This is a genomic window from Arthrobacter sp. AFG7.2, from assembly GCF_002892835.1.
In the GTDB taxonomy this organism is placed as follows: domain Bacteria; phylum Actinomycetota; class Actinomycetes; order Actinomycetales; family Micrococcaceae; genus Arthrobacter.
Window position 1 is genome coordinate 58,001 of the sequence record NZ_PJMB01000003.1, and the last position, 26,581, is coordinate 84,581.

At 65.6% G+C, this 26,581-nt stretch carries 22 protein-coding genes; 12 read left to right on the plus strand and 10 right to left on the minus strand.

Annotated features, from left to right (window positions below; genetic code table 11):
* Positions 1–223: 223 nt before the first annotated feature.
* A complete protein-coding gene (gene proC / locus CXX84_RS06765) occupies positions 224–1,057 on the plus strand; it encodes a pyrroline-5-carboxylate reductase (RefSeq protein ID WP_102975947.1) in 834 nt (277 codons plus the stop codon).
* An 18-nt stretch (positions 1,058–1,075) separates the two neighbouring features.
* Here proC and CXX84_RS06770 read toward each other — a convergent pair whose 3' ends face one another.
* Positions 1,076–1,714 carry a potassium channel family protein gene (locus tag CXX84_RS06770; RefSeq protein ID WP_172801511.1) on the minus strand — a complete coding sequence of 213 codons (639 nt, stop codon included), beginning with the start codon at positions 1,712–1,714 and terminating at the stop codon, positions 1,076–1,078.
* A 40-nt stretch (positions 1,715–1,754) separates the two neighbouring features.
* Positions 1,755–3,188, minus strand: a complete 1,434-nt coding sequence (locus CXX84_RS06775; protein ID WP_102975948.1) for a TrkH family potassium uptake protein — start codon at positions 3,186–3,188, stop codon at positions 1,755–1,757.
* A 104-nt stretch (positions 3,189–3,292) separates the two neighbouring features.
* Between CXX84_RS06775 and CXX84_RS06780 the strand changes: the two genes are divergently transcribed.
* Together CXX84_RS06780 and CXX84_RS06785 are read left to right on the plus strand one after the other, a co-directional pair.
* Positions 3,293–4,504 (plus strand): acetoin utilization protein AcuC, encoded by a 1,212-nt coding sequence (locus CXX84_RS06780; protein WP_102975949.1) that lies wholly within the window; start codon positions 3,293–3,295, stop codon positions 4,502–4,504.
* An 87-nt stretch (positions 4,505–4,591) separates the two neighbouring features.
* Positions 4,592–5,203, plus strand: coding sequence for an ArsR/SmtB family transcription factor (locus tag CXX84_RS06785; protein WP_102975950.1), 612 nt, complete (start codon positions 4,592–4,594; stop codon positions 5,201–5,203).
* Positions 5,204–5,263: 60 nt separating this feature from the next.
* Here the strand turns inward: CXX84_RS06785 and CXX84_RS06790 are convergent, their stop codons facing one another.
* Positions 5,264–6,610: an alpha-hydroxy acid oxidase gene (locus CXX84_RS06790; protein WP_102976238.1), complete on the minus strand. Its 1,347-nt coding sequence runs from the start codon at positions 6,608–6,610 to the stop codon at positions 5,264–5,266.
* A 99-nt stretch (positions 6,611–6,709) separates the two neighbouring features.
* Between CXX84_RS06790 and CXX84_RS06795 the strand changes: the two genes are divergently transcribed.
* Positions 6,710–7,399: a FadR/GntR family transcriptional regulator gene (locus CXX84_RS06795; RefSeq protein WP_102976239.1), complete on the plus strand. Its 690-nt coding sequence runs from the start codon at positions 6,710–6,712 to the stop codon at positions 7,397–7,399.
* 3 nt (positions 7,400–7,402) lie between these two features.
* Here the strand turns inward: CXX84_RS06795 and CXX84_RS06800 are convergent, their stop codons facing one another.
* The gene (locus CXX84_RS06800; RefSeq protein WP_102975951.1) at positions 7,403–8,437 is read right to left on the minus strand and encodes a LacI family DNA-binding transcriptional regulator; all 1,035 of its coding nucleotides are present in this window, start codon (positions 8,435–8,437) and stop codon (positions 7,403–7,405) included.
* A 381-nt stretch (positions 8,438–8,818) separates the two neighbouring features.
* On the opposite strand from CXX84_RS06800, the gene CXX84_RS06805 reads away from it, so the two are divergent.
* From CXX84_RS06805 to CXX84_RS06825, 5 genes are read left to right on the plus strand one after another with little or no spacing between them, the layout of a single operon-like run.
* Positions 8,819–10,276: a Gfo/Idh/MocA family oxidoreductase gene (locus tag CXX84_RS06805; protein WP_102975952.1), complete on the plus strand. Its 1,458-nt coding sequence runs from the start codon at positions 8,819–8,821 to the stop codon at positions 10,274–10,276.
* Between the two features lie 34 nt (positions 10,277–10,310).
* The gene (locus CXX84_RS06810) at positions 10,311–11,276 is read left to right on the plus strand and encodes an NAD-dependent epimerase/dehydratase family protein (protein WP_102975953.1); all 966 of its coding nucleotides are present in this window, start codon (positions 10,311–10,313) and stop codon (positions 11,274–11,276) included.
* Positions 11,273–12,178, plus strand: coding sequence for a 5-dehydro-4-deoxyglucarate dehydratase (locus CXX84_RS06815; RefSeq protein ID WP_102975954.1), 906 nt, complete (start codon positions 11,273–11,275; stop codon positions 12,176–12,178). Before CXX84_RS06810 ends, CXX84_RS06815 begins: the two co-directional genes overlap by 4 nt.
* Positions 12,178–13,281 (plus strand): mandelate racemase/muconate lactonizing enzyme family protein, encoded by a 1,104-nt coding sequence (locus CXX84_RS06820; protein WP_102975955.1) that lies wholly within the window; start codon positions 12,178–12,180, stop codon positions 13,279–13,281. Before CXX84_RS06815 ends, CXX84_RS06820 begins: the two co-directional genes overlap by 1 nt.
* A gap of 52 nt (positions 13,282–13,333) precedes the next feature.
* The gene (locus CXX84_RS06825) at positions 13,334–14,785 is read left to right on the plus strand and encodes an aldehyde dehydrogenase (NADP(+)) (RefSeq protein WP_102975956.1); all 1,452 of its coding nucleotides are present in this window, start codon (positions 13,334–13,336) and stop codon (positions 14,783–14,785) included.
* Positions 14,786–14,847: 62 nt separating this feature from the next.
* Here the strand turns inward: CXX84_RS06825 and CXX84_RS06830 are convergent, their stop codons facing one another.
* Genes CXX84_RS06830 through CXX84_RS06845 form a run of 4 tightly spaced genes read right to left on the minus strand, consistent with a single transcriptional unit; the run spans position 14,848 to position 20,534 of the window.
* Positions 14,848–15,963, minus strand: coding sequence for a M24 family metallopeptidase (locus CXX84_RS06830; protein WP_102975957.1), 1,116 nt, complete (start codon positions 15,961–15,963; stop codon positions 14,848–14,850).
* Entirely contained in the window at positions 15,960–18,020 is a 2,061-nt protein-coding gene (locus tag CXX84_RS06835; RefSeq protein WP_102975958.1) for a DUF6807 family protein, read from the minus strand. The genes CXX84_RS06830 and CXX84_RS06835 overlap by 4 nt, the downstream gene beginning before the upstream one ends.
* Positions 18,017–19,198: an acetylxylan esterase gene (locus CXX84_RS06840; protein WP_223253002.1), complete on the minus strand. Its 1,182-nt coding sequence runs from the start codon at positions 19,196–19,198 to the stop codon at positions 18,017–18,019. The genes CXX84_RS06835 and CXX84_RS06840 overlap by 4 nt, the downstream gene beginning before the upstream one ends.
* Before the next feature lie 40 nt (positions 19,199–19,238).
* On the minus strand, positions 19,239–20,534 hold the full coding sequence (locus CXX84_RS06845) for an ABC transporter substrate-binding protein (RefSeq protein WP_223253003.1): 1,296 nt from the start codon (positions 20,532–20,534) through the stop codon (positions 19,239–19,241).
* Between the two features lie 343 nt (positions 20,535–20,877).
* On the opposite strand from CXX84_RS06845, the gene CXX84_RS06850 reads away from it, so the two are divergent.
* The 3 genes from CXX84_RS06850 (at position 20,878) to CXX84_RS06860 (ending at position 24,375) form a co-directional block, all read left to right on the plus strand.
* A complete protein-coding gene (locus CXX84_RS06850; RefSeq protein ID WP_102975961.1) occupies positions 20,878–21,822 on the plus strand; it encodes a carbohydrate ABC transporter permease in 945 nt (314 codons plus the stop codon).
* A complete protein-coding gene (locus CXX84_RS06855) occupies positions 21,812–22,753 on the plus strand; it encodes a carbohydrate ABC transporter permease (protein ID WP_102975962.1) in 942 nt (313 codons plus the stop codon). Before CXX84_RS06850 ends, CXX84_RS06855 begins: the two co-directional genes overlap by 11 nt.
* Before the next feature lie 269 nt (positions 22,754–23,022).
* Positions 23,023–24,375 (plus strand): ABC transporter substrate-binding protein, encoded by a 1,353-nt coding sequence (locus CXX84_RS06860; RefSeq protein ID WP_102975963.1) that lies wholly within the window; start codon positions 23,023–23,025, stop codon positions 24,373–24,375.
* A gap of 155 nt (positions 24,376–24,530) precedes the next feature.
* Here the strand turns inward: CXX84_RS06860 and CXX84_RS06865 are convergent, their stop codons facing one another.
* Together CXX84_RS06865 and CXX84_RS06870 are read right to left on the minus strand one after the other, a co-directional pair.
* Positions 24,531–25,061 carry a GNAT family N-acetyltransferase gene (locus CXX84_RS06865; RefSeq protein WP_102975964.1) on the minus strand — a complete coding sequence of 177 codons (531 nt, stop codon included), beginning with the start codon at positions 25,059–25,061 and terminating at the stop codon, positions 24,531–24,533.
* 49 nt (positions 25,062–25,110) lie between these two features.
* Positions 25,111–26,577 (minus strand): DUF222 domain-containing protein, encoded by a 1,467-nt coding sequence (locus CXX84_RS06870; RefSeq protein ID WP_411266198.1) that lies wholly within the window; start codon positions 26,575–26,577, stop codon positions 25,111–25,113.
* Positions 26,578–26,581 lie beyond the last annotated feature (4 nt).

Here is a 26,581-nt window from a genome sequence, read left to right on the forward strand (position 1 = left end):
AACCCGGTGCCGCCTGCCGGTGCCCTGGCAGGGATCCCCATCCCTGCCGCATCACTCGCACCCTCAATGAGGTACTCACTACGTTAGGGCTCCAAGTTGTGAGGTACCTGCACCAAACATGTGAGCCAGCTGGGAAGGCGATTTCGGCAGTTCCCGGGACTTTCCAGGTTCACCCGGGTCATCGATTTCTGCGGCGGCCGGGACAAGCTGTAATGATGGAGCCATGAGCAACCGAATCGCATTCCTTGGCTGTGGATCCATGAACGAAGCAATTCTGAGTGGCCTGCTGGAAGCCGGGACGGATCCGGCGGATGTCGTGGCAACTGTCCGCCGTGCAGAGCGCGCTGCGGAACTGGCCGAACGGCACCACGGCATCACCGCAATCGCCGGTGAGGAGGAGCCGGACAACAATAAACAGGCAACCAAGGGATCCGGCGTGGTGATCCTTGGCGTCAAACCGGTTGGCATCACGGACCTTGCCCGGGAGATCAGTAGCTCCCTCTCGCCCGGCACGGTGGTGGTCAGCGTGGCCGCGGCCGTGTCCATTGCCCAGCTTGAAGCGGCACTGCCGGCCGGACAGCCGGTCATCCGCTCCATGCCCAATACGCCGGCGAAGCTGGGCCGCGGCGTCGTGTCAGTCTCACCCGGCACCAACTGCACCCCGGAGCAGCTTCAGAAGGTCAAAGGCGTCCTGCGCAGCGCGGGAACCGTGGTGGAGGTTCCCGAGGAGCAGGTAGACGCGCTCTCGGCGATCAGCGGCTCAGGCCCCGCCTACGCCTTCTACCTGGCGGAGGCCATGGCAGCAGCCGGCCGGGAACTGGGCCTGGACCCTGACCTCTCCCTTCTCCTGGCCCGGGAGACCGTGGCAGGAGCGGGTTTCATGCTCGCTGAGCCCGGCGCCGATCCAACCGCACTGCGCAAGGCGGTGACAAGCCCGAACGGCACCACAGAACGCGCCATCGCCACCTTCGATGAGCGCGGCCTGCCGGCCATCATCGCGGCCGGCGCCCGGGCCGCCGCGGACCGGGCAGCGGAGATCACCAAGCAGCTCGGCTAGCGTGGGCGGACGCCGCCGTCAGGGCCGGGCGGCGAACCGTTCCAGCAGGTCCACATGGCCGGACACGATCAGCATGTCCCGGGAGGACACCTTGGTCTCCGGCCGGGCGTACGTGAAGTCTTCACCGGGGGACTTCACCCCGACGATCGTCACACCGTACTTTGAGCGGACCTTGGACTCGTCCAGCGTGAAACCCACTGTTTCCCGCGGCGGATACATCTTCACAATGGCGAAGTCGTCGTCGAACTCGATGAAGTCCAGCATCCGGCCGGAGACCAGGTGCGCGGCGCGGACGCCGGCGTCGGCTTCCGGGTAGATCACATGGTTGGCGCCGATGCGGGTGAGGATCTTGCCATGCGAGGGCGTGATGGCCTTGACCCACAGGTGCTCGATGCCCAGGTCCACCAGGTTGACGGTGATCAGCACCGAGGACTCGATGGACGTGCCCACGCCTACGACGGCGGAGCTGAACTCCTGCGCGCCCAGCTGGCGGAGCGCGTCGATGTTCGTGGCGTCGGCCTCCACCACGTGGGTCAGCAGCGGCGCCCACTTCTGCACCAGGGTCCGGTCGCGTTCGATCGCAAGGACCTCCCTGCCCTGCTTGACCAGCTGTTCCGCCGTGGAGGATCCGAAGCGGCCCAGCCCGATCACCAGCACCGGAGCGTTGTGCGCGGGACGCCGGGGGGCGTCTGGGGAACTAGCCAATGATGGGCCTCTCTTCGGGATAGTGGTACAACTGGCTGCGCTGGCGCAGTGCCAGTGCAGCGGCGAGGGTTACAGTGCCTACACGGCCAGCAAACATCAGTGCCGTCAGAACGTAAACGCCCGACGGCGGGACCTCGGCGCTGAGGTTTGTGCTGAGTCCGCAGGTGGCGAAGGCTGAAATGGTTTCGAACAGCACCCGGTCCAGGGAGGCACCACTGATATGCAGCAGGAGGAACGCTGAGACCGAAACCAGGGTGGCGCCGGCGACAATCACTGAGATGGCCACCCGCATAGTGCCCTCCGGGATGGTCCTGCCATAGACCTTGACGTCGGCGTCGCCGCGCGCTTCGGCGATGATCGCCAGGAACATCACGGCGATGGTGGTCACTTTGATGCCGCCCGCCGTCGAGGCTGAACCGCCACCGGCGAACATCAGGGCGTCCGTCAACAGCATGGTGGTGGATTCCATCTGGTTCTGGTCCACCAGGTTGAAGCCGCCGGACCGCATCATGACGGAGGCAAAGAGCGAGTGCGTAATCTTGTCACCAAAGTCCATGGAGCCAATGGTCCGCGAGTTCTCCCACTCCATCAGCCCCCACAGGAACGTGCCGGAGAACAGGAGGATGAAGGAGACCTGGATGGTGAGCTTGGTGTGCAGGTTCCACTTTTTGTAGTTCAGCCCGTTTTGCTGGAGGACCATCACCACGGGAAAACCGAGGCTGCCCAGGAAGACACCCAGCATGAGGGGAATGAGGATCCACAGATCGGTTTCGTAGGGCACGATGCCGTCCGAATGCGGGGTGAAGCCTGCATTGTTGAAGGATGAGATGGCATAGAAGATGCCGTGCCAGACGGACTGCCAGAACGGCTCACCCAGCGTGAGGAACCGGGGGATCAGGGCCAGCGCGAGGATCCCTTCGATGACCACTGAGGTTGTGATGACGATCCGCAGCAGGGTACCCACCTCGCCGAGGCGCCCTGCGTTGTTCATTGATTCCGCTGCAATGATCTTGCCGCGCACCCCGAGTCGCTTGCTCACCATCAGCGCCAGGAGGGATGCCAGGGTCAGGGTCCCGAGTCCGCCGATGAAGATGCCCGTCAGGATTACCAGTTGGCCAAAGAAGGACCAGTGGACCGCCGTCGAAACGACTGTCAGCCCTGTCACGCACACGGCCGAAACGGCTGTGAACAGAGCCTGGTGGGGTGGCGTGACAGTACCGGTGGCAGAGGAGATGGGCAGGGACAGCAGGAGCGTGAACACCAGACAGACCCCGGCGAACGCGCTGAGTGCCAGCCGGGCCGGCGAGGTGTTCGCAATGTCGTCGACGAAGTCGCGAAGACGCGTCAGTATCCAGAGGCCTTCCCGCTCCTGGGTTGCGGGATGCCAGTTGGCCGGGGTCCGGGGCCTCGACTGGCTTTGCGTCATGTGTGGCTTTTCCTCGGTTGAAACTGCTTCCTTGAGTAGTAAACCACTAATGCATGCGTAATGACCGGGCAGGAGGGGCGTCCGGCTCAGGTAGCCTGTGATTGATGACATACCTCCCGGGTCTCAGCCAGCCCGCGCCCCCAACGGTGGTGGCGTGGAGTTCTGACATGACCGCGTACAACTTCGGACCCGGCCATCCCATGGCACCGGAGCGGATGGACCTGACGGCCCGGTTGGCGGACAGCCTGGGCCTGTTCGACCTGGACCACGTTGCGGTGGAGGCACCGGAGGTCGCGGACGACGCGGCCCTTGAGTCCGTGCATTCCCCGGAGTTTGTTGCGGCAGTCAGGAGGGTCAGCGAGAATCCCGGCCAGCCTGATGAAGCGCGTGGCCTGGGCACCGAGGATGATCCTGCCTTTGCAGGCATGCACGAGGCCGCTGCCCGCCTTGCGGGTGCTTCGTTGCTGTCCGCGTCAAGGATCCTGGACGGCTCAGCCTTGCGTGCCATTAATTTTGGCGGCGGCATGCACCACGCAGCCCGGGAACGGGCCAGCGGATTCTGCATTTACAACGACGCCGCACTGGCTGTGCAGAAACTGCTCGACGGCGGCATCCGCAGGGTGGCGTACATCGACGTCGACGCGCATCACGGCGACGGGACGGAAAGTATCTTCTGGGATGACCCCCGCGTACTCACGGTTTCGCTGCATGAGAGCGGCATGACGCTTTTCCCGGGCACGGGGTTCGCCAACGAAATCGGCGGGCCGCAGGCAGAGGGGACAGCGGTCAACGTGGCCCTGCCCTCAGGGACGGGCGATGCCGGCTGGCTGCGCGCGTTCCACGCGGTGGTGCCGCAGCTGGTGGCGGCTTTCCAGCCGGAAGTGATCGTCAGCCAGCACGGGTGCGACTCCCACCGCGCGGATCCGCTGACCCACCTCAACCTCAGTGTTGACGGGCAGCGGGAGGCCGCCTCCGCCGTCGGATATCTTGCCGCCCGGCACTGCGACAACCGGTGGATCGCCACCGGAGGCGGAGGGTACAACGTCCTCCAGGTGGTCCCGCGGTCCTGGAGCCACCTGATCGGCATCGCGGCCGGCAGGCCTGTTCCCCTGCGTACCCCGGTCCCGCAGGACTGGCGGATGTATGTCGAGGAGAAATTCGGCTCCGCGGCACCGGTGATGATGAGTGACGACGTGGAGCTGTGGTGGCGGTCCTGGGAGGTCGGGTTCGACCCCAACGACGCCGTGGACCGCACGGTCATGGCCACCCGCAAGGCTGTCTTTCCGCTTCACGGACTGGACCCCTGGTTCGACTGAAGGCCCGTGCTGCTGCCGCCTTCCCAAACCCCCGCACCGCCGAAATAGTTGATGCCTTTCGACGTATATGTCGCTAGGGTGGGAGGCATGGTGACAGACGACGTATTTGCCGTCATAGCGGAATCGACCCGGCGGGACATCCTGCTCTCCCTCCGTTCAGGGGACAAGGCCGTGGGCGAGCTGGTGGAGGAATTGGCTGCAAGCCAGCCCACCATTTCCAAGCACCTCAAAGTCCTTCGCGAAGCCCAGCTGGTGAGCATGCGGGCACAGGGCCAGAAGCGCTACTACGCACTGAACCGCAAACCCCTCGAAGGCATCGCCAGCTGGCTTGAAACCCTCGACGTGGGGGCGGCCGCCCCCGCGGCAGCACAGCCCGCTCCGGCCGCCCGTGCCCACGCCGCTGCCGCAGAAACCGACGAGGCGCGGCAGCCTTCATCAAGCCCACGCAAGCCCGCGACCCCCCACAAGGAGGCAGCCACTGCCGGTGCCGTTGCGGCGGATGCCGTGTCCGCCGGTGTGCTGGTGCCGGACGGCGCCGAGCTGAGCCCCGCCGTCGTACTGCCCGGCGGAACTGCAGCGCCACTGAGCGACGACACCGTGCCCCAGCAGATCGGCAGGACGGTGGGCCGGGCCGCCACCAAGGCCGCGGACCTCCTGGCCAGCCTCCCCAACCTGCCGAAGTTTGGACGCAAGAAGTAGCCCTTAAGCACGTAAGCAGCCTCCATGACCGGCATGGAGGCTGCTTACGTGTGCGGCGACCTACTTGTTGAGCAGGCGCACGTGGTCCGGGGTCAGCTCGGAGATGCTGCTGACGCCCAGCAGGGCCATGGTGCGGGCCATGTCCTTTTCGAGGATCTGGATGGTGCGGTCAACGCCGGCGCGGCCGCCGGCCATCAGGCCGTACAGGTAAGCGCGGCCAATCAGGGTGAAGTCTGCGCCTAGGGCCAGGGCAGCCACGATGTCCGCACCGCTCATGATGCCTGTGTCCAGAATGATGGCTGCGTCGGTGCCGTCAGCGGTGAAGGCCTGCTTGACCTCGGGGAGCAGGTGGAACGGGATGGGCGCCCGGTCCAGCTGGCGGCCGCCGTGGTTGGAGAGGATCACGCCGTCGGCTCCGTGATCGACGACGCGCCGGGCGTCCTCCACTGTCTGGATGCCCTTGACCACCAGCTTGCCCTTCCAGGTTTCGCGCAGCCAGTCCAGGTCCTCGAACGTCAGGGTGGGATCGAACATGGAGTTGATCAGGTCGGCCACGGTGCCCGTGTAGCGTGACAGCGAGGCGAACGTGAGCGGCTCGTGGGTGAGGAAGTTGAACCACCAGGCGGGGCGGTAGGAGGCATCAAGGACGGTCTTGATGGTCAGTGCCGGCGGGATGGTCATGCCGTTACGGACGTCACGGAGGCGGGCGCCTGCCACGGCGGTGTCCACGGTGACCATCAGCGTGTCGTTGCCGGCCTTCGCTGCGCGGTCGATGAGTTCCAGGGAGCGGTCCCGGTCTGTCCAGAGGTAGAGCTGGAACCAGTTGCGGCCGTTGGGTGCCGCCGCGGCGACGTCCTCGATGGAAGCGGTACCCATGGTGGACAGCGTGTAGGGGATGCCGGCGGCTTCCGCTGCCTGCGACCCGGCGTACTCGCCCTCGGACTGCATCATCCGGGTGAATCCGGTGGGTGCGATGCCCACCGGGAGCCGGGACGGCTTGCCCAGGATCTCCGTGCTCAGGTCGATGGCGGACACGTTGCGGAGGATGCCGGGGCGGAATTCGATGTCCAGGAATGCCTGGCGGGCCCGGCGAAGGGTAATTTCTTCCTCGGCGGCGCCATCGGTGTAATCAAAGGGTGCCTGCGGGGTGCGCCGCTTGGCGATGTCCCGGAGCTCCCAGATGGTGCTGGCACGTTTGAGCCGGGCTTCCTTGCTGAACTCCGGCTTCTTGAACTGCATCAGGGGAGCCAGGTCCGAATATTTGGGGATGCGGCGCTTCAGTGCTGCCGGAACGCCGGAGGCGGCGGCTCCGGGGGAGGACAGCGTCGGGGCTGCGGCCGGCTGGATGTCGGCGGTATCCGGCGCAGGCGTCGTCTCCGGATTATTGGGCTGGATGGTGTGGGTCATGGCGTCCTCCATTTGGCCGGCAGGTCCGCTTCCGGGACCGCCTGTGGTCTAACCACACTGTAAGCCATGTGGTCGGACCACATCAAGTACCATTTTCCTATGCGAACGCACCAGCTTGTTTTGTCGTGGATCGAGAACGAGCTTTCCGAGGGCCGGCTGACGGTCGGCGGCCGCCTTCCGGCCGAACGCACGCTTGCGGAGCAGCTGAAGGTCTCACGGACATCGGTGCGTGAGGCAATCAGGATCCTGGAGGCCATGGGCGTCGTCCGGGCCGGCGTTGGCTCAGGCCCTGAAGCGGGGACCGTCGTCATTTCGGATCCGACGGCGGCCCTGGGCTCAGCCCTGCGGCTGCATGTTGCCACCCAGCATCTGCCCGTGGCGGACATCGTGGAAACCCGTGTGCTCCTGGAGTCCTGGGCGGCGTCGAAAGCCAGGCCGGACGCGCCGGAACTCGATGCGGCCGGAGCCCTGCTGGCGGAGATGGCCGTTGACGGGCTGGCCGTAGACGACTTCCTGGCGCTGGATGTCCGCTTCCACCTGGCACTGGCCGACGCCGCAGGCAACGCCGTGGTCAGTGCCATGATGGGCTCGTTGCGCGAATCCATCCAGCGGTACGCATCGCAGCTCACCTCCAACCTTCCGGATTGGGAGGCAACAGCCTCGCGGCTGAAGGCGGAGCACCGTGAGATCCTCGCCGCCATCAGGAATGACGACGGCGAAGGTGCGGCGAAGCTCGTTGCTGCCCACATCGAGGGCTACTACCAGGAAGCGGGCCTCGGCCCCGCGTGAAGGTCAGCCGTGGACTGCGGTCCGGGCGGCCTTTGCCGGACCCGTGCTGGCACGCACTTCAAGCCTCGGCTGGTAGCGGCTCCCGGGAGCGTCGCTCTCTTCGTTACGGATAAGGGCCCGCAGTTGATGCCAGGCCTGCTCGCCCAGCTCGGTGATGGGAACCGCAGCCGTGGTGAGCGCCGGCGTCGTGTATTTCGCGAAAGGGATGTCGTCGAAGCCTGTCACCGAGATGTCGCCGGGGACGTCGAGGCCGCGTTCATGCAGGCCGCTCATCAGGCCCATGGCCACCAGGTCGTTAAAGGCGAGGATTCCCGTGGCACCGCTCTCCAGCACAGCGTCCACAGCCTCGTGCCCGGTGTTGAAGTCGGAGCCGCCTTCAAGCATGGTCACTTGAACCTGGGGATGGGCCGCCTTGAACGCCTCCAGGCCCTGGAGCCGGAGGTTGTTGGAAGCGCTGCGGGGAGGACCGGCCAGGAACGCAAGGCGGCTGTGTCCCAGGTCCACCAAATGTTCGGCGATGTCCTGGACGCCCTGCCCGTAATCGACAACAAGGCTTGGCACTCCGGCCGCGGCGGTTGTGCGGTTGATCAGGACCAGCGGCCGGAGGGACGGCGCTATCTCTTCCAGTTCGGCGTCGCTCATACGGGGTGCGCAAAGGACCAGGCCGTCGCAGCGCCGGCGTGCCTCGCCGGCGAGGATGGACTCTTCGCTGGACACCTCAAATGAATCGGCGATCAGCACGCGGTAGCCGTCCTGGGCTGCGGCCCGGCTCAACCCGCGCAGAATGGCCTGGAAGGTGGGGTTGGCCAGGTCCGGAACCACGATGCCAATGGTGTCTGTCTTGCCCAGGGCAAGGCTTCGACCCACAGGGTTCGGCTGGTATTTCAGCTCTGCCGCAGCTGCCCGGACCCTCGCCGCAATCTCGGGGTCAACCGTAAAGTTGCCGTTCATGACGCGCGAAACCGTCGCGTGGGAGACCCCTGCCTTCACGGCAACATCTGCGATGCCGATTCTGCCGGATGCCGATTTCCTGACCATGCGTGGTCCCTTCCTTCGCGCCGCGTGCAGTGGCTGCCGGCGCCGTTCCCCTTGCTTGGGCAGGGTCCGGACCGGCTGTGTTGCGGCGTACTAGTCAAAGCATGTAGTGAGTGAAAGCATATAACGGGACGGGAAAGCGATTTCTCTTCTTTTCCCGGTTTTCCCGCACGATTTTCCCGTTCTTTCCCTGCTGGACGGCAGCCCCGAGCAGAAAACGCTTTCTTGTTGACCTGTCAATGGTTGACGGATGAGCGCCCGGGTTGATACAACTCATATAGCGGTCTGAGAAAACGCTTTCTCGGACCCAGGTTGAAAAGAACTGCAGCTTGAACGAACAGCGGCCCGTCCGGCCGGATTTTGAGTCTTCGAAAGGTACCCCTCATGGTCAACACAGCCGAGTCGACTTCTGCCTCAGAGGCACAGTCCGCGGCCGCGGACAGCACCGGGACTGCTCCCGCCGCCGTTGCAGCCGCCAGCCACGGCGGCAAAGCCCGCATTGCCCTGATCGGCACCGGCGGACGTTCCGAGATGTACATCCGTGCCATCTTCGGCAAGCACTCAGACAGCGCAGAGCTGGTGGCCTTCTCGGACGTGAACCCCGGCCGCGTGGAGTTCTACCAGAAGCTCATCCAGGAACTGGGGGCGCCCGGGCCGGTCGCAGCTTTTGATCCAGCTGACCTGACCTCTTTCATCCAGGCCAACAGCATTGACCGCGTCGTGGTGACCACCCCCGACTACACCCACGCGGACTACATCGTGGAAGCACTCCGCGCCGGCGCCGACGTCGTCGTCGAAAAGCCCCTCACCATCGATGCGGAGGGGTGCCGCCGCATCACCAAAGCCGTCCACGAAACCGGCCGCAACGTGGTGGTGACCTTCAACTACCGCTACTCGCCCCGCAACAGCGCCCTGAAGGAGATCATCCAGAGCGGCGTGATCGGCAAGGTCACCTCCATCGACTTCAGCTGGGTCCTTGACACCGTTCACGGCGCAGACTACTTCCGCCGCTGGCACCGCGAAAAGAAGAACTCCGGCGGCCTGCTGATCCACAAGGCATCCCACCACTTCGACCTGGTCAACTGGTGGATCGACGACGTCCCCGAGCGGGTCTTCGCCTCCGGCGGACTGAAGTTCTACGGCGACAAGAACGCCGCCGAACGCGGCCTTGGCCCCCGCCCCGAGCGCGGCACGCCCGACGCCAATGCGCCGGCCACTGCCGAGAAGGACCCCTTCACCCTGGACCTGCGCGAAGATGAGCGGCTCAAGGCCCTCTTCCTGGACAACGAGCACTACGACGGCTATCGCCGCGACCAGGACGTCTTCACCGGCGGCATCACCATCGAGGACAACCTCGCACTGGTGGTGGAGTACCAGGGCGGGCCGCGCCTGAGCTACTCGCTGAACGCCCACAGCCCCTGGGAGGGCTACCGGGTAGCAGTCAACGGCACGGAAGGCCGGGCGGAGCTGGAGGTCGTGGAACGCGCTGCCGTCACCAGCAGCACGGACAAGAAGACCGTGGTGGATCCGAGCGCCACGCCCATCGAAGAGGACGACGCCATCCGCCGCAACGGTGAACGCCTGGTGGTCCAGCGCCACTGGGAAGCCGCGTACGAGGTGCCGATCGTCAACGGTGAAGGCGGCCATGGCGGCGGCGACGAGCTCCTGCTCTCGGACCTCTTCAACGGCCCGGGTGAAGATCCGCTGGGACGCCCCTCGGGCTACCTGGACGGGCTGCGATCCGTCTCCGTCGGCATCGCCGGCAACCGCTCCCTTGAATCCTCCCTGCCCGTACGCGTCGAGGACCTGGACCTCGGCGTCGACCTCCGCCGCGGCAACTGAATCCTGCCCAGGACCTAACAACCGAAGGAATAACATGAGCAGGATCTTTGTCACAGGCGGCTCCGGCCGCCTGGGCCGCAGTGTTGTGGCAGGGCTGGCCGAGAAGGGCCATCACGTGATCTCGGTGGACCGTGATGCCGTTCCCGCCGACCTCCTGCCCGCCGGTGTCGTGCAGGAAACAGCAGACCTCCTGGCCCCGGGTGAGGCGTTGCGCCTCCTCCGGGAAACCGCGCCCGACGCCGTCATCCACCTTGCGGCGATAGCGGTACCGTTCAGCGCGCCCGAGGACGTCATTTTCGCCACGAACACGCGGCTCGCCTTTGCCGTCATCAGCGCGGCAACGGAAGTTGGCGTGCAGAAGATCGTCACTGCCAGCAGTCCCACGGTGCTTGGCTACGGATCTCCCGCCGGCTGGCTGCCGCCGTCATTCCCGCTCGATGAGCGGACACCCCCGCGGCCGTGGAACGCCTACGCACTGTCCAAACTGATCGCCGAGCAGACCGTGCAGACGTTCGCTGCCGCCCAGGGCGAGAAAATCCGGTACGCGGCGTTCCGTCCGTGCTTCGTCATCTCGCCGGAGGAATGGGAGGGAGCGCCGACGCAGCAGGGCCACACCCTCGCTGAACGGCTGGCCGATCCTGCCCTGTCCGCGCCCGCGCTGTTCAACTACGTGGATGCCCGGGACGTGGCGGACTTCCTGGACCTGCTGCTGGAGAAAATGCCATCCATCCCCAACGGCGAAACCTTCTTCGTGGGAGCCGGCGATGCGCTGGCCACCGCGCCCCTTGCCGAGCTCATGCCAAAATTCCTGCCCGGAAGCGAAACCCTCAGCGCAGGGCTCACCGGCACCAGCCCGGCCTTCTCCATCGCCAAAGCACAGGAACTCCTGGGCTGGCAGCCCACGCGCAGCTGGCGCACTGAACTGAAGTCCCACACCACCCTCAACGACGAGAACTCCGCGCTGGTTACGGCCGGCAGCGGAGCCAAGGAGACACCATGAAATTCGACGGCGTACTGTTCTTTCCCGTCACCCCGTTCACAGCCGAAGGTGCCGTAGACGTGGAGCTGCTCAAAGAGCACATCAGCTCACGGCTCCCGTTCGGGCCGGGCGGCGTTTTCCCGGCCTGCGGCACCGGTGAATTCCACGCCCTCAGCATCGAGGAGGTCCGCACGGTGGTGACGGCCGCCGTCGAGGTCGTGGCAGGAAAGGTTCCGGTTGTTGCCGGTGCCGGCGGTCCGCTGGGCCATGCCATTGCCGCCGCCCGTGTTGCAGAAGAAGCCGGTGCGGACGCCCTCCTGGTGCTGCCGCCGTACCTGGTCACCGGCCCCACCGACGGGCTCGTGGCCTACATCGAGGCTGTGGCCAATGCCAGCAGCCTTCCGGTGATCGTCTATCACCGCGGCAACGCCAAGTTCACGGCCGCCTCCATGGCCCGCCTGGCTGAAAACCCCAAGGTGGTCGGCTTCAAGGATGGCCTGGGGGACGTTGGCCTGGCACAGGAAATCGTGTCCGCCGTACGTGCCACCGGCCGTGAGGACTTCGCCCTGTTCAATGGCCTGCTGACGGCAGAACTGACCCAGGGCGCCTACCGCGGCCTCGGCATCCCGCTCTACTCCTCGGCCGCCTTCGCCATGGCCCCGGAGATCGCCAAGGCCTACTACGACGCCTACGTTGCCGGCGACGAGGACCGCCGCAACGCCCTGCTCGAAGGCTTCTACGCGCCCCTGGTCCGCCTCCGCGACCAGACCCCCGGGTTTGGCGTGTCGCTCATCAAGGCGGGCCTGCGCCTGGGCGGACTGCCCGTCGGCCCCGTGCGCCCGCCGCTGGTGGACCCCTCCGAGGAGCAGCTGGTGCAGCTGAAGGCCATCCTCGCCAAGGGCTACGAGCTGGCTGGCCGCTGATGAGTGCCCCCGCGGCTGTTGCCGTCCGCACCGAACCGCGCATCACAGGCCTCAGCACCAGGCTCATCACGGTTCCGCTGCGGCGCAGCTGGGGTGCGGAAGCCCCTGAAAACCATGTGATCGTTACGGAGATCCACACGGACGACGGCGGCGCGGGGCACGGTTTTTCGTGGACGCCCACCATTGGCCCGCAGGCGGTCAAAGCCTTGCTGGACCATGACATTGCCCCGTTCATCACCGGGCTGCCGGCCAACCCGGAAGTTGTCTGGGATGCGCTGTGGAAGCGGCTGCACGAGGCCGGCGGCGGAGGACTGACCACCATTGCGATGGCCGGCGTGGACCTGGCGCTGTGGGATCGCCAGGCCTCCCGGGCCAACACTTCCGTCACGGGATTTTTGGGCCAGCGCCAGGAGTCCGCGGAGGTGTACGGCTCGGGGGTAAACCTGCACTACAGCCTCGAAGAGCTCGTGGCGCAGACTGAGCGGTGGGTCGCAGCCGGCCATAACGCAGTAAAGATCAAGGTGGGCAAGCCGGACATCCGCGAGGACGCCGAGCGCGTCGCCGCGGTCCGGTCCGTCCTGGGGCCGGACCGGAAGCTGATGATTGACGCCAACCAGCGCTGGGACCTGCCCACCACGCTCAAAGCCCTGGATGTCCTGGCCGGGTTCGGACTGGAGTGGCTCGAAGAACCCATCCGCGCGGACGACCTGTGGGCGTACCGCAGGCTCCGGAAGCACTCGCCCGTGCCGATCGCCCTCGGTGAAAACCTGCACACCATCTACCGCTTCCGCGATTTCATAGAGGCGGAGGCAGTGGACATCATCCAGCCGAACATCATCCGGGTGGGAGGCATCACACCTTTCCGGCGCATCGTGGAACTTGCCCGGACCAACAGCATCAAGGTGATGCCGCACCTGCTCCCCGAATTGTCCGGCCAGCTGGCGCTCACACTCGCGGAGCCCACCCTGGTGGAGGACGTGGAGGAGGCATCCTTTGAGCAGCTGGGGATCCTGGCCGGCCCGTCGCCGGTCCGGTTCAGCAGCAGCCGGGTGACGCTCACGGACCAGCCAGGGCTCGGCTTCCGCTTCCACGACGCAGGCTGAAGCAGAACAACGCAGACTCGATGAATCCAGACACACAGAACAGGTACCTCAAGTGACTACTGCAACCCTTTCCCTGTCCGAGCTGACGGCCGCCGCTACGGAGGCAGCCAAAATTTCCGCGGCTGCCTCCGATGTGGAGCGCGCCGCCTGGCTCACCGCCGTGGCCGACGCACTGGACGCCAACGCCGCCGAGCTGGTGGAAATTGCCGATTCCGAGACGAGCCTTGGCGCCGCCCGCCTGACCGGCGAAGTGGCCCGGACAACCGGGCAGCTGCGCCTGTTCGCCAAGGTGATCACCGAGGGCTCATACCTTGAGGCCGTGATCGACCACGCGGACCCGAACTCCACGCCGCCCAAGCCGGACCTCCGCCGCATCCTGCGGCCGATTGGACCGGTGGCGGTGTTCTCCGCGTCCAACTTCCCGTTCGCGTTCTCCGTGGCCGGCGGCGATACTGCCTCTGCACTCGCCGTAGGATGCTCCGTGATCGTGAAAGCCCACTCGGGCCACCTGCGCCTCTCCGAACGGACGGCTGAAATCATGGCGGAGGCACTGCGGGCCGCCGGTGCGCCGGAAGGAATTTTCGCGCTGGTGTCCGGCCGCGAGGTGGGAACGGCGCTGGTCCAGGACCCGGCCATCAAGGCCGTGGGCTTCACCGGTTCCATCCCCGGCGGCCGTGCCCTCTTCGACCTGGCCACGTCCCGTCCGGATCCCATCCCGTTCTACGGCGAACTCGGCAGCCTGAACCCCGTCGTCGTCACCGGTGCCGCGCTGGCGGAGCGGTCCGGCCAGCTTGCCGAAGGCCTGGCGGGATCCTTCACCCTGGGCGCCGGCCAGTTCTGCACCAAGCCGGGGCTGGTCTTCATTCCGGCAGGCACCGACTTTGCCGCGAAAGTGGCCGAGGCCAGCAAGGACAAGCCCGCGCTCGGCATGCTCACCAGCCGGATTGCAGAGGCCTACCCGGACGGCCTGCGCAGCTTTGCGTCGGTGGACGGCGTTGATGTGGTCAGCGGCAGCGTGGACCAGGACGCCGTGGCCGATGGGGCCGCCCCGGTGGTCTTCAGCACCTCAGCAGCCAAGGCCCTGGAACGCCCCGAGGAACTGCTCGAGGAATGCTTCGGCCCCACCACCATGCTGATCGAATACACGGACCAGGAGGAGCTGTCCGCAGTCCTCGCCAAGGTACCTGGCAGCCTGACCGCCACGGTGCACGCCCAGCCGGGCGAGGATGTTTCGGGCCTGGTGGACCAGCTGTCCGAGCTCGCAGGCCGCGTCCTCTTTGACGGGTGGCCCACCGGTGTGGCCGTCAACTGGGCCCAGCAGCACGGCGGCCCCTACCCGGCCACCACCTCGCTCTTTACCTCGGTAGGCGCGACGGCGGTACGCCGCTTCCAGCGTCCGGTTGCCTACCAGGATGCGCCCGAAACGGTCCTGCACCCGGCACTGCACGACAGCAACCCGCTGGGCATTCCGCGCAGGGTTGACGGGGAACTGCAGCTTCCGTAGTCCTCAGCAGCACAAAAGAACCCCGGGACCGTGTTCGGTCCCGGGGTTCTTTTGTGCTGCGGCTAGAGCTGCAGGGTGGCCGGCCGCTCGAGCCCGTTGACGGTCGTGGAGGGCCAGCGCGGGTCCACGGTGAGGACCTGCACGCCGGACTCGGTGAGCTGGACGGTGTCCTCGATCTTGACGCCGGGTCCGGACGGATTCCAGGTGAAGGCCTGGTTCGGGACAACAGTGTCCGTCGCGGCGGAGGTGACGCGGGGGTCCCGTCCGGCGTAACCGGCAGGCCCGCCCTGGTGGTGCTGCTCCCACTGGTCGGCTCCGAAACCGTGCCGCGTGTAGGCGGCCTGGATCTCGGTGAAGATCCGGTCCAGCCGGGCACCTGGGACCGTGGCGTCGAAGATGTCCGCCTCCACCGCTGCGATGCGTGCCTCGGCGTCGCGCTCCTGTGGAGTGCCGGCGTCGAACCTTACCCAGCGGGTGATGTTGGCGACCATCCCGTCCCTGCGTGCGCAGACCACTGCCATGGCGCGGCGGCCCAGCGGCGAGTGGGTGGCCAGCGGGTGCCGGAAGTCGCTCCGGCTGCTGCCGTTGCACAGCAGGACCAGCGGCTCCGCGCCGGCTGCGACCACCCGGGCTGCCAGCGCAGCCACCAGCTCGAACTCGGTGGTCTCCGGCCGGGCTGTGGACAGCACGTCCGTCATGATGCCGGCCACGTCCGCGTTGAGGCGGGCGTAGCGGGCAGTCTCGGCCGGCAGCAGCTGCTGGCGGGCAGCGCGCAGCTCGGCGGCGACGTCCGCCTCGGCTGCCGGTGCAGCGCTTCCGGCAATGCCGACGGCGGCAGCGGCCTGGTGCAGGTTGCCGTACCAAGGCACGGAATGAAGGGTGACGCCATCCGGCAGTTCCTCGGCAGCGATCCGGCCTGCCTCGTTGTTGAACGTGACCAGGTGGTCACCGCCGCGGTCAACCAGGACGGCCGCGATGGGATCGCCGGCCAGGCTGATGTGGACCCGGCTGCCGTCCAGGTACCACGTCAGGGCTGTGTTGCTGGTCAGCAGCAGCGACTCCTGGCCTTTGGCGTCCAGGATATCCAGCACCCGTTGGCGTTTGATGGCCCGGTCCCCGGCAGAGGCAGGAGCGGTCCTGCCCAGGAGTAACGAGGTGTCGGCTGTTGTCTGGGTCATGAACGGTTCCCCTGCTGGTTGATGAGTGCTTCGATGTCGGTTGTGCCCAGGACGCCGTCGGCCACGAGGACGGTGACGCTGCGCTGTACGGGATTCCCCGGTTCGGCAATGACCGGACTCTCCCAGGCAAGGGACTGGCCCACCCCGGGGTATCCGTCCACCCGGACGAACCACGGATCGGTGGAACCTTCTGCAGCCACGAACACGAGGGTTGCCGCGCCGCCGTCGAACGTTCCTGCCCATGCCAGCCACGGCGCCACGGAGCCGTGCACCTCCGGCTCGCCGGCACCCGCCGGTGTCCACACCGTGGCTTCCCCACATGCCGGCAGCCGCCAGAAGAAACCGCCGTAGCCGCCTTCAAACCGGCCGTTGGAGCCGGGGCTGCCCAGGCTGACAGCCTGGCCGCCGGCGGGAGAGAGGGCAAAGGCAAGCGTCAGCTGCCAAACGGAGGCGTTGACGCCGGACCAGGTCCAGGTGCGGTCTTCATGAAGCACCGGCGTACCATCGGGCCCGTTCCAGGCCAGGGTTTCCTGCAGACGGCATGCGGCGCCCCCCGTCTGCGTAGCCATCTCTTCGACCTGTGTGTCTTTGACTGCGATGCTGCCGTGGTCGGGACGCCAAACGTACTGGCCCGCTTCACGGGTGTAGGTGCGGCCGCCCCAGAAATTGACGCCGTCCACATCCTGCAGGGCCACGCCGGCGCCGAGGTGCCAGACATGGTCCAGCGGCTGGTGGTCCGTGACCACGGTGCCGGCCAGGGTGCGGATTGGGTGCAGGTAGGGCCGCGGTGAAGAGACGGCACGGATCCGGCTGCCGTCCTGGTACGCCGCAACGGGATTGCCGTCCAAGGTAAGCGTCCGGACCGGCGGGAGTTCCCGGGCCCACGGCAGTCCGAGCTCGGCGAAGGTGGCCTGGGCCTTGACGGCGCGTTCCATGGCCGCGGCAATGCCATGCACCACGGGGTGGGCCTCGTCGCCTTCGCCCGCCCACGTGACATAGTCAGCGTTGATGGGTTGCGGTGCAGGGGCTGTCCGGATCGCCTCGAGCACGGTGGTGAAGGCGCCGGTGTCCGGGAGTGCGCACAGCAGCGGCGTGCCGGCGCTGCGTGCCGCCAAGAGGTTTTCCAGCAGGTCCGTCCGGCCGAATTTTTCGCGGCGTTCGCCGTCGGGCGTGGTGATGACCACCTCGTCCTCGGTGTAGAAGAGGGTGATCTCGCCACGGGTGCCGTGCACCGTGACGGAGGGACGCTGCTGCTCGGGCGCACACAGCGTCAGCGCGCACAGCAGTGTGCGGCCGCCGCTGGTAAGGATGCGGATGATGGAGGTGTCGTCGCTCTCGGTCCCGTGGGCGCGGTACAGGTCCGTTTCAACTGATTCAACGTCCGCGAGGGTGTGCGCGCCGGCGAGGTGGAGCCCAGTGGCCACGGCATGGGCCAGTGCGTTGGTCGCCACGCCGTCCACCACATCGATGCCGTCCAGGCTCCGCTTTCCGGCCCAGCGCGATCGCTTGAAGTAAGCCTTGTTCCGCACCCACTGCCCCTTGGCGCTCAGTCCCAGGACCTCGCCAACGCTGCCGGATTCCACGAGTTCCCGGATGGCCGGGAGCGCATGGGATCCCAGGCTTTGGAAACCCACCTGGACCAGCCCTCCCGCAGCTTCCGCGGCTGCCAGTACCTCCTGGAACCGGGCAAGCGATGCGACCGGCGGCTTTTCCACGTACACGTCCTTCCCTGCCGAAAGCGCCGCAAGGGCCAGGGGAGCGTGCGTTTGGATGGGGGTGGCGAGGATCACGACGTCGATGCCCGGGTCCGCTGCCAGCAGTTGGGCCAGGTCGTCAAACACAGCTACCGATGGGGCCAGGCGTCCCGGCGCGGGCGGGTTCGGGTCCGCCACGGCAACCAGTTCCAGGACGCCTGCCTGCTGGAGCCTGGCGAGGTTGGCAAGGTGCCGTTCGCCGAAGCCGTGGACACCCACCAGGGCGATGCGCGGGACGGTAGCCGGTGCGGCCCCTCCTCCGGTGTGGATTGCGGATTCCGCGGTGGCGGACTGATTAATCATCGGGAGGGTCCTTGGTAGCTGGGAGTAGGGAGGGTTTGGGGATCATTGGCGTTGAGTGACCCGGCCAGGAAATCGAGCGCTTCCTGTTGCATGCCGGCAGTGAAAACGTGGCCGCCCGGCCAAAAGCTCCCGGTGTAGCTTTCCTGGCCGTGCAATGACTCCAGGATGCGGTGCGCGTCGCGCATGCCGTCTTCGGGAAAAAGCTGGTCTGCCAGGGCGTACTGCACCAGGAGGCTGTCGGCACCGGACCTGGCCGTGAGTTCGGGCCAGTCGCCCAGCCTCCAGAGTCCCGGCGTTTGCAGCAGCCATGAGTGGGCGTCCAGGTAGGCAGGCAGAAGAGACTGGAAGGTGGTCATCATGCACGTGACCACATAGGTTTTGATGCGGGGATTCAGGGCGGCGAGGGCGACGGAACGGCCGCCGCCACCGGAGAAACCTATGCAGCCCAGCCTGTCCTGGTCCACGTCCGGCAAACCGGCCAGGACCTCCAGGGCGGCGAGGTCGTCGTGGGCCACCATGCCGGCGAGGCTTGTGCCCAGCAGGCCCGCTGCCTTGGCCACGGTTTCCTCGTGGAATCCTGCGGCAGCGTTGTAGATCTCGGCTTCGGAAGGGACGACGCCGTCCTCCCGCCACTGTGCCAGCCTCGCCTCAAGTGCCGAAGCTGTCCGCCACGGCGGGGCGGAAAGATCAAAGCGGCGGCTGCCCCACGCGAAGGTGTCGTGCGCCAGGACGGCGAAACCACGCCGGGCCACCTCGGTGGCAAGGGCGCGGCCGTCGTAGTGCCCAGCTGTAGCCTGCTCCGCCGAAGGATGCTGCGCGGGCGCGGGCAGTTCCACCAGTCGGTCCGCCCCGCCGAATTTGTTTCCGCCGTGGCAGTGCAGCGCCAGGACGCCGGGCAGCGGCCCGGAACTGCCGGCCGGCCGGATCAGCCAGCCAGTAGTGCGGGGACCGAAGCCCAACTGCCAGCTGACCTGGGAGGTGGTGACGCCGTCGTGCGTCTTTTCCCAGTGGACCGCCACCTCCGGCTGCGGTGGCGCTCCCGGAACGCCCAGGGCGTCCGCGAGTTCCTGGGCAGCCGGGGTGGCGGCCTGGTACCGGGGGTGGTGCTGGATGTAGGCAGGCCAATCCCCGTATCCGGCGATCGCGCTGGGCCTGGCTGGCTCGCTGCTTACGGTCACTGGCCTGCCTCCTGGTTGAGATGTTGTGATGCGGGTGGGATCAGCCCAGGTTCGAGTTGACTTCCTGGATGAAGCCCTTGGCAGCGTCCTGCGGGGAGATCTTGCCGAACAGCACATCCGTGTTGAACCGGTTCAGGACCTCCATGGTGGCGGAGGAACCTGCAGGGAACGGCAGCGGCGGTTCGATGTCCATCTCGGCGATGCGGTCCAGGTATTCGGCTTCCTTCTGCTGCGATTCCTTCAGGAGGGGAGTGATGGCAGCTTTGAGTTCGGTGTTGGCCGGCATGCCGCGGTCGCTCTTGATCTTGTTGGCAGCGTCCACGTTGTTCACCAGGTAGTTGATGAAGAGAGCCGCTTCCTTGGGGTGCGCGGACTTGGACGAGATTGCGTACTCCATGGAGGACCGCAGCCACGCACCAGGCTGCTTGCTCTCGCCGGGCAGCTTCATCATGACCAGCGGAGAACCCGAGTAGGAGTTCATCTGGTTGCTCCAGGAGATCTTCATGCCCTGTTTGCCCTGGCCCATCAGGGTCATTTCGGGCTGGGCAGAACCGTCCTCCACGGTCTGTGAAGCGGAGGGTGCGCCGCCGGTCTCCATGAGCTTCTTGTTCAGCTCGAACCACTTGGCTGCCGTGCCCTCGCTGATGGCCAGCTTCTTGCCGTCATCGGTGTACAGATCCTCGCCGTTCTGGCGGGCCCACACAGCCAGGAAGGAGTCGTTGGACATGGGGGTGGTGCCGAACGTGCCTGCCGGGGACTTCTCTGTGATTTCGGCGGCGATCTCCGTGTAGTCGTCCCAGGTCCACGTTTCGTCGTCGGGCAGCTCTACGCCGGCAGCCTCGAAGACTTTCGGGTCGACCACCATGGACATCGAGTTCACGCCGGCAGTGATGGTGTACTGCTTGCCGTCGATCTTGCCGAGGTCCACGGTGCCTTCGGCGAACTTGGAGGTGTCGATCTCCTCCTTGACTTTGTCCAGGTCCAGCAGGACGCCCCGGCTCGCGTATTCGCTGGGGTAGGCGCCACTCATGGCGAAGACGTCCGGAGTGGTCCCGCCGGCGATCTGGGTGGCCATCTTGTCCCAGTAGGAACTGAACTCCGTGTTCTCGCCCTGCACCTTGATGCCCGGGTTCGCGGCCTCGAAATCCTTGATGACGTCGAGGGTTGTTTTGGCCCGGGAATCGTTGCCCCACCAGGCAAAACGAATGGTGACGGGATCCTCGGCGGTGCCGACTTTTCCGGCTTCGGAATTGCCGCCGCAGCCCGTAAGGACCATGGCGAGGGCTGCCGTTGCTCCCGCAACCCCCATGACTGACTTCGTGAGACGTAACCGCATTGTCCTGCCCCTTAGGTGATGTGATCTTATTCGTAGTGACGTGCATAACAGAAAGCGTTTTCTCAAAAACTAACAAAGGGCTATACAGGAGTCAAGAAACCGTTTACTTTGGTACCGAGCCGCTTTTCAATCCGCACCTCCCGCGGCAGGAAAGTCCGCCGGGACTCTGCCCCGGGAGACCCTCCAGGAACGGGAGCAGCACCTATCGCCGAGGCGATACCAGGAACGTGGAGGCCACGATGACCAAAGGAGACCACATGGCCGCTAAGCACATACCCAGGGCGTTGCGGCCGGCAGGAATGCCGGCAGCAGCGGGCCTGATGACAGGAACGGGACGGCAACAGTGAGCGCCATCAGCGAACTCAGCTCCATAACCCGGCGCAAGGGCAAAGCCACCGCCGCAGAGAAGAAGGCCAACGGCCGGGACAACAAGGCAGCGTATATCTTCCTGCTGCCGTGGCTGGTGGGCCTTGTAGCCATCACCATCGGTCCCATGATCATGTCGTTGTATCTGTCCTTTACGGACTACAACCTGCTCCAGCCGCCGGAATGGGTAGGGCTGGACAACTTCACCCGCATGCTCAGTGACGCCCGGCTGCACAACTCGCTTGGCGTGACCTTCACGTACGTGTTCGTCGGTGTGCCGCTCCAGCTCGCCGTGGCGCTGCTGATCGCGCTGGTCCTGGACAAGGGCCTCCGCGGCCTGCCTTTCTACCGCTCAGTGTTCTACCTGCCGTCCCTCCTGGGCGGTTCGGTGGCCGTCGCCATCCTGTGGAAGCAGATTTTTGGCACCACAGGCCTCGTGAACCAGGTCCTGGCAATGTTCGGCATTCAGGGACCGGGGTGGATTTCGGACCCCAGCACAGCGCTTGGCTCCATCATCCTGCTGCACGTCTGGACGTTCGGCGCCCCGATGATCATCTTCCTGGCCGGCCTCCGCCAGATACCGCACATGTACTACGAGGCTGCCAGGGTTGACGGCGCCACCACCCTCCAGCAGTTCTGGCGGATCACCCTGCCGATGCTGAGCCCGATCATCTTCTTCAACCTGGTGCTCCAGATCATCGGATCGTTCCAGTCCTTCACCCAGGCGTTCATCGTTTCGGGCGGCAACGGCGGACCGTCGGACTCCACGATGTTCTTCACGCTGTACCTCTACCAAAAGGGCTTTGGCCAGTTCGACATGGGTTACGCGTCAGCCATGGCATGGGTCCTGCTGGTGATCATCGGCGTCTTCACCGCCATCAACTTCATCGCTTCTAAGTATTGGGTTTTCTATGACGACTAAGCTGGAGACGCTGCCCACCCCGGACAAGAAGTCCGGAGGCGCCGGCAAGCCTACGAACCACCGCAAGCCCCGCGAGTCCCGCGGAACCCTGGCCTTTAGCCGGGCGCAGCGCGGAAAATCCCTGATGAAGCACGGCATCCTGATCCTGGCCGGCGGCCTGATGATCTACCCGCTGCTCTGGATGGTTGTTTCATCGCTGCGTCCCAACGAGCTGATCTTCCGCGAACCGGGACTCTGGCTCAACAGCCTGGAGATGAGCAACTACACCTCCGGCTGGTCGGCCCTGACGCACCCCTTTGGCCACTACATGATCAACTCGGCGATCGTGGTCATCGGATCCATCCTTGGCAACCTGATCTCATGCTCGATGGCTGCCTACGCCTTCGCCCGGCTGCAGTTCACTGCCAAGAAGCTGCTGTTCGGCATCATGCTCCTGACCATCATGCTGCCGTTCCACGTGGTGATCGTTCCGCAGTACATCCTGTTCTCGCAGATCGGCTGGGTGAACACCTTCTGGCCGCTGATCGTGCCCAAGCTGCTGGCTACCGAAGCGTTCTTCGTCTTCCTTATGGTGCAGTTCATCCGCGGCATTCCGCGTGAGCTGGATGAGGCTGCGAGGATCGACGGCGCCGGTCATCCGCGCATCTTCCTGCGGGTCATCCTGCCGCTGATGGTGCCGGCACTGGCCACCACCACCATCTTCACGTTCATCTGGACCTGGAATGACTTCTTCGGGGCCCTCATCTACCTCACGGATCCGGACATGTTCACCGTTCCGGTAGCACTCCGGGCCTTCGTCGACTCACAGTCCGCAACCAGCTGGGGATCCCTGTTCGCGATGTCCATCGTGTCCCTCCTGCCGGTATTCCTGGTGTTCCTCTTCGGCCAGCGGTTCCTCATCAAGGGCATCGCGACCACCGGCATCAAGTAAAGTCAGGTCCTCCAGGCGGCGCGGTATTGCGGCGTTCTGGAGAGCAACTCCCCGAACGGCCCGTCGTTGCGACGGGCCGTTCGGCCGTGGGGCCCGCGGCTGGGCGCCCGAAGGAAGAAAAGAGGCCGGAGGATGTTCCCTCAAGTCTTGTATTACAAGTTTGCCACTTGTAGTATTAGCTCCAGAAAGCGCTTTCGTGTTTAGCTTTTATCCCCTCAGTGATCCGCAGTATTCCCCAGCATCAAGATCAAAGAAGATCGGAGTTACCAGTGCAGCTTTTTCCCCGCCCTGCGTCTGCTGCCAGGCAACCGTCACGTTCCCATGGCGCAACCCGCCGCATCCGTAAGACGGGCGTCGTTGCAGCCGCTGCCGCCGTCGTCATGGCCCTTAGTGCCTGCGGCGGAGGGTCCACCCCGCAAAATGCTGATGGCCCCGTCGAGCTCCGGTTCTCCTGGTGGGGCGGCGACAAGCGCGCCCAGCTGACCCAGGAAGCCATCAAGCAGTTCGAAGCAGAGAACCCGAACATCAAGATCAAGCCCGAGTTCGGCGACTGGAGCGGGTACTGGGACAAGCTGGCCACCCAGGTTGCCGCCAACGACGCACCGGACATCATTCAGATGGACGAAAAGTACATCACGGAATACTCCAGCCGTGGCGCCCTCCTGGATCTTTCCAAGTATGAGATCGATACCTCCAAGCTCGACGAGGCTGCACTCAACGCAGGCAAGAGCGAGGACGGTTTGACGGGCATCGCCGCCGGCATCAACGCCGCCACGATCCTGGCCAACCCTGCTGTCTTTGAGGCCGCCGGCGTTCCGATCCCCGATGACTCCACTTGGACCTGGGAGGACTTCGGCCGCATTGCAGCCGAGATCACCGAGAAGTCGCCCGGTGGCACCTACGGTGCTGCTGCATACGGTACGGACGAAGCTTCCTTGGGTGTTTGGCTCCGGCAGAACGACAAGTCCCTCTACACTTCGGACGGCAAGCTTGGATTCGAGCCGGAAGACATCGCCGAATGGTGGGCGTTCCTGAAGGACCTCAGCGCGAAGAAGGCAGTGCCGTCCGCTTCCGAGGTTATTGAGGCAGAGGCCGCGCCGCTGGACCAGAGCGGGCTGGCAACGGGCAAGAACGCCATGGCGTTCTGGTGGTCCAACCAGGCACCTGCCCTGGAAAAGGCCTCCGGTGGCGACCTGAAGATCATGCGGTTCCCCACCAAGACCGGTTCAGCCGAGGATGCCGGGCTTTGGTACAAGGCCTCACAGTTCTGGTCCGCTTCGTCCCGCACCAAGCACCCTGAGGAAACCGCCAAGTTCATCGACTTCCTGGCCAACAACGTCAAGGCGGGCGAAGCGCTCCTGGCAGACCGCGGCGTCTACCCGAACTCGGAAGTCCGCGCGGCCATCGAGTCCAAGCTCACCCCGGCTGACGTGAAGGTGGTCAAGTTCATTGACCAGATCAAGGAGGAGTTGGGCGAGGCTCCGGCTCCGCCGCCGAAGGGCGCCGGCGCGATCCAGGAAATCATCAAGCGGTACACCTCCGAGGTTCTCTTCGAACGGTTATCCACGGATGAGGCGGGCAAGAAAGCCCACGCCGAGATGTCGTCCGCTATCAGCAGCTAGTTCTCACACCGCCATCACGGCTCAGGACGGCCTGGAGTGGATGCCTCCTCCACCCACACCGTCCGACGGCGGGTGACCGGCTCCGCCCCGGCGGGAACCTTTGGTTCCTTCCGGGGCGGAGCTGTTTAACGTTGAAGCTATGGATCTACCTGCGCTTAGCCCGGATTGTCGGGGTCGTAAGGCTTGATTTCCCTGACCATGACAGTGCGCGGCCAGGTATCCAACCCGTGTTGCTTTTCCCTGCGTACCACCGCTCTCTGCCCGCTGCTCCACTCGGTGTCCGGTAAGTGGGTGAAGCCCAAGCGTTCGTAGTAGGGAGCGTTCCATGGAACGCCCGAGAAAGTGGTCAGCGAGAGTCCCCGGAGCTTTCTTCCGGCGGCCCATCGTTCCACGTGGGCTATAAGTGTGCTGCCGATGCCACGCCGGCCCTGGTCCGGATCGACGGTGACCTGCTCGATGTGTGCCCACACTCCAAGGACATCCACCAGGATGTATGCAATTGCTGCCCCGGAGGGTCCAGTGGCAACCCAGGCACGGCCCGCACGCTGGTAGGCAGCCAGTTCCTCCTCGGTCATTGGGGGATCGTCGGCAACTGAGTCCATGCCGAACGATCGAAAGAGTTGCCCGGCTGCCACTTCAATATCCCGGATACGTTGCAGGTCCCCTGGTTCCGCTGGCCGAATCATCTGGCCAGTATCACCTGGCTCGAAGCGTGATCTTGTACCGCCGGTCCTGTCAGGCATGGGGCGTGTGGCGTGATGGTGGTCGGTCAACCCAGAAGGACGGTATGGCGCGGCCCGGGACCTGGACAGCGTGCTCCGCCGGATGCCTGTGCTCCGCCGACGGGTGCAGCGCTCGGTGCGGAAGCAGTGCAATGGCTGTGCCTGGCGGTGGTGGTGCGGTGGAGTGGTAGGTGTGGCCGGTGGGGGTCCGGAGCTGCACGGTGTGTCGTGGTCCGGGCACTGTGCGGGTCGTCCAGCCGGGTGTTTCTTTGGTGTGGTTGCAGGCTTCGCAAAGGCCCTGGCCGTTGGTACTGCTTGTGGGTCCGTGCTGGTGCCGGGGGATGATGTGGTCGTGGTGGCGGATAGGCGCGTCGCAGTAGGGGGTGCGGCAGGTGTCGTCCCGTGTTTGAAGGAAGCGGCGGAGCCCGGGAGGGAAGAGCCGGGCTTTGGAGTCCATGGCCAGCAGTTCCCCGGTGGCGGGGGCGGTGTAGAGCCGGCGGAGCCACGTTGTCAGCTCTCCGGTTTCAGGTTCCTGACTCAGGACTGCTTTCCTGGCCCACTCGGCGGGGACGATGCCGTAGCCGGCCAGGCGGGCTGGTTCGCTGTCGCCCTGGAAGAGGGTGCGGTCGGTCATGACGAGCTGAATTTCGATGCCGCTGATCCCGCCAGGGGTGCCGGTCACGCGCTGCACCAGTTCATCGGCCATGATCTGGCCCTTGCCGCGCTCATCACCGGAGGCCCGCCGGGTGTCGGCGTTCCGCGTCAGGGCCGCGAAGACAGCGACACCCTGCGCCACGGGCAGCAGGGCGGTCAGGCGGGTCATGGTGTCCGGTGCCGGCCGGAGAGTCACGGTCCGATCACTGATGGCGTGGCCGGCCCGTTTCGCGACCGAGCCCGGGTCCCGCCGGTACGCTGCCGCGCGAACGGCGGCAATGACGGCACGGTCCCCGGCGCCGGCAAGGGTGCCGGTGTCCGCGGCGATTTCCTCATCCACGGCGCAGCGGTCCTCGGCGGACAGGCACGTTGTTTCCTTCACAATAAGGGTGGCCCGCCATTCATTCAGCTGCCCGGACTGCAAAGCGGCCAGGGTGTGGGGCATCTCGGTAGCCAGCGCTTTTGCCAGCCCCAGGAGCCGGCCGCCCCGGGCCGGGGACTCCCGCCGCGCCAACGCGATCTCAGCACCAACCCCGGCGCCGAGCTCATCCGCCCGACCACCTGCCGCGGCCTGCTCCCGCCGCCGGGAGAGTTCAAAAGCAACAGCGATTTCGGCCTGCCGGGCAGAGGCCAGCGACTTCAGATCCTCAAGCGCCCGCAACTGGTCGATCATCCCCGGACCGTCATCCGCGACAGGAACCGACGCCAAAGTCCTGGAGGCATCCGCAATGGAAGGCAACCCGGCAGTTGGCACGGAAGCCAGGCCCAAAGAACGCACAGCGCGACGATCCGTCTGCCCTGCTTCCCAAACCCCAGTTGCTGCCATAACC

What these genes read in the sequence shown, in the direction of transcription:
- CXX84_RS06845 (WP_223253003.1), bottom strand. Translation starts at nt 20,534, where the DNA reads ATGCGGTTACGTCTCACGAAGTCAGTCATGGGGGTTGCGGGAGCAACG.
- CXX84_RS06810 (WP_102975953.1), top strand. Translation starts at nt 10,311, where the DNA reads ATGAGCAGGATCTTTGTCACAGGCGGCTCCGGCCGCCTGGGCCGCAGT.
- CXX84_RS06790 (WP_102976238.1), bottom strand. Translation starts at nt 6,610, where the DNA reads ATGACCCACACCATCCAGCCCAATAATCCGGAGACGACGCCTGCGCCG.
- CXX84_RS06785 (WP_102975950.1), top strand. Translation starts at nt 4,592, where the DNA reads ATGGTGACAGACGACGTATTTGCCGTCATAGCGGAATCGACCCGGCGG.
- proC (WP_102975947.1), top strand. Translation starts at nt 224, where the DNA reads ATGAGCAACCGAATCGCATTCCTTGGCTGTGGATCCATGAACGAAGCA.
- CXX84_RS06835 (WP_102975958.1), bottom strand. Translation starts at nt 18,020, where the DNA reads ATGATTAATCAGTCCGCCACCGCGGAATCCGCAATCCACACCGGAGGA.
- CXX84_RS06830 (WP_102975957.1), bottom strand. Translation starts at nt 15,963, where the DNA reads ATGACCCAGACAACAGCCGACACCTCGTTACTCCTGGGCAGGACCGCT.
- CXX84_RS06820 (WP_102975955.1), top strand. Translation starts at nt 12,178, where the DNA reads ATGAGTGCCCCCGCGGCTGTTGCCGTCCGCACCGAACCGCGCATCACA.
- CXX84_RS06800 (WP_102975951.1), bottom strand. Translation starts at nt 8,437, where the DNA reads ATGGTCAGGAAATCGGCATCCGGCAGAATCGGCATCGCAGATGTTGCC.
- CXX84_RS06805 (WP_102975952.1), top strand. Translation starts at nt 8,819, where the DNA reads ATGGTCAACACAGCCGAGTCGACTTCTGCCTCAGAGGCACAGTCCGCG.
- CXX84_RS06775 (WP_102975948.1), bottom strand. Translation starts at nt 3,188, where the DNA reads ATGACGCAAAGCCAGTCGAGGCCCCGGACCCCGGCCAACTGGCATCCC.
- CXX84_RS06870 (WP_411266198.1), bottom strand. Translation starts at nt 26,577, where the DNA reads ATGGCAGCAACTGGGGTTTGGGAAGCAGGGCAGACGGATCGTCGCGCT.
- CXX84_RS06815 (WP_102975954.1), top strand. Translation starts at nt 11,273, where the DNA reads ATGAAATTCGACGGCGTACTGTTCTTTCCCGTCACCCCGTTCACAGCC.
- CXX84_RS06795 (WP_102976239.1), top strand. Translation starts at nt 6,710, where the DNA reads ATGCGAACGCACCAGCTTGTTTTGTCGTGGATCGAGAACGAGCTTTCC.
- CXX84_RS06865 (WP_102975964.1), bottom strand. Translation starts at nt 25,061, where the DNA reads ATGATTCGGCCAGCGGAACCAGGGGACCTGCAACGTATCCGGGATATT.
- CXX84_RS06855 (WP_102975962.1), top strand. Translation starts at nt 21,812, where the DNA reads ATGACGACTAAGCTGGAGACGCTGCCCACCCCGGACAAGAAGTCCGGA.
- CXX84_RS06780 (WP_102975949.1), top strand. Translation starts at nt 3,293, where the DNA reads ATGACATACCTCCCGGGTCTCAGCCAGCCCGCGCCCCCAACGGTGGTG.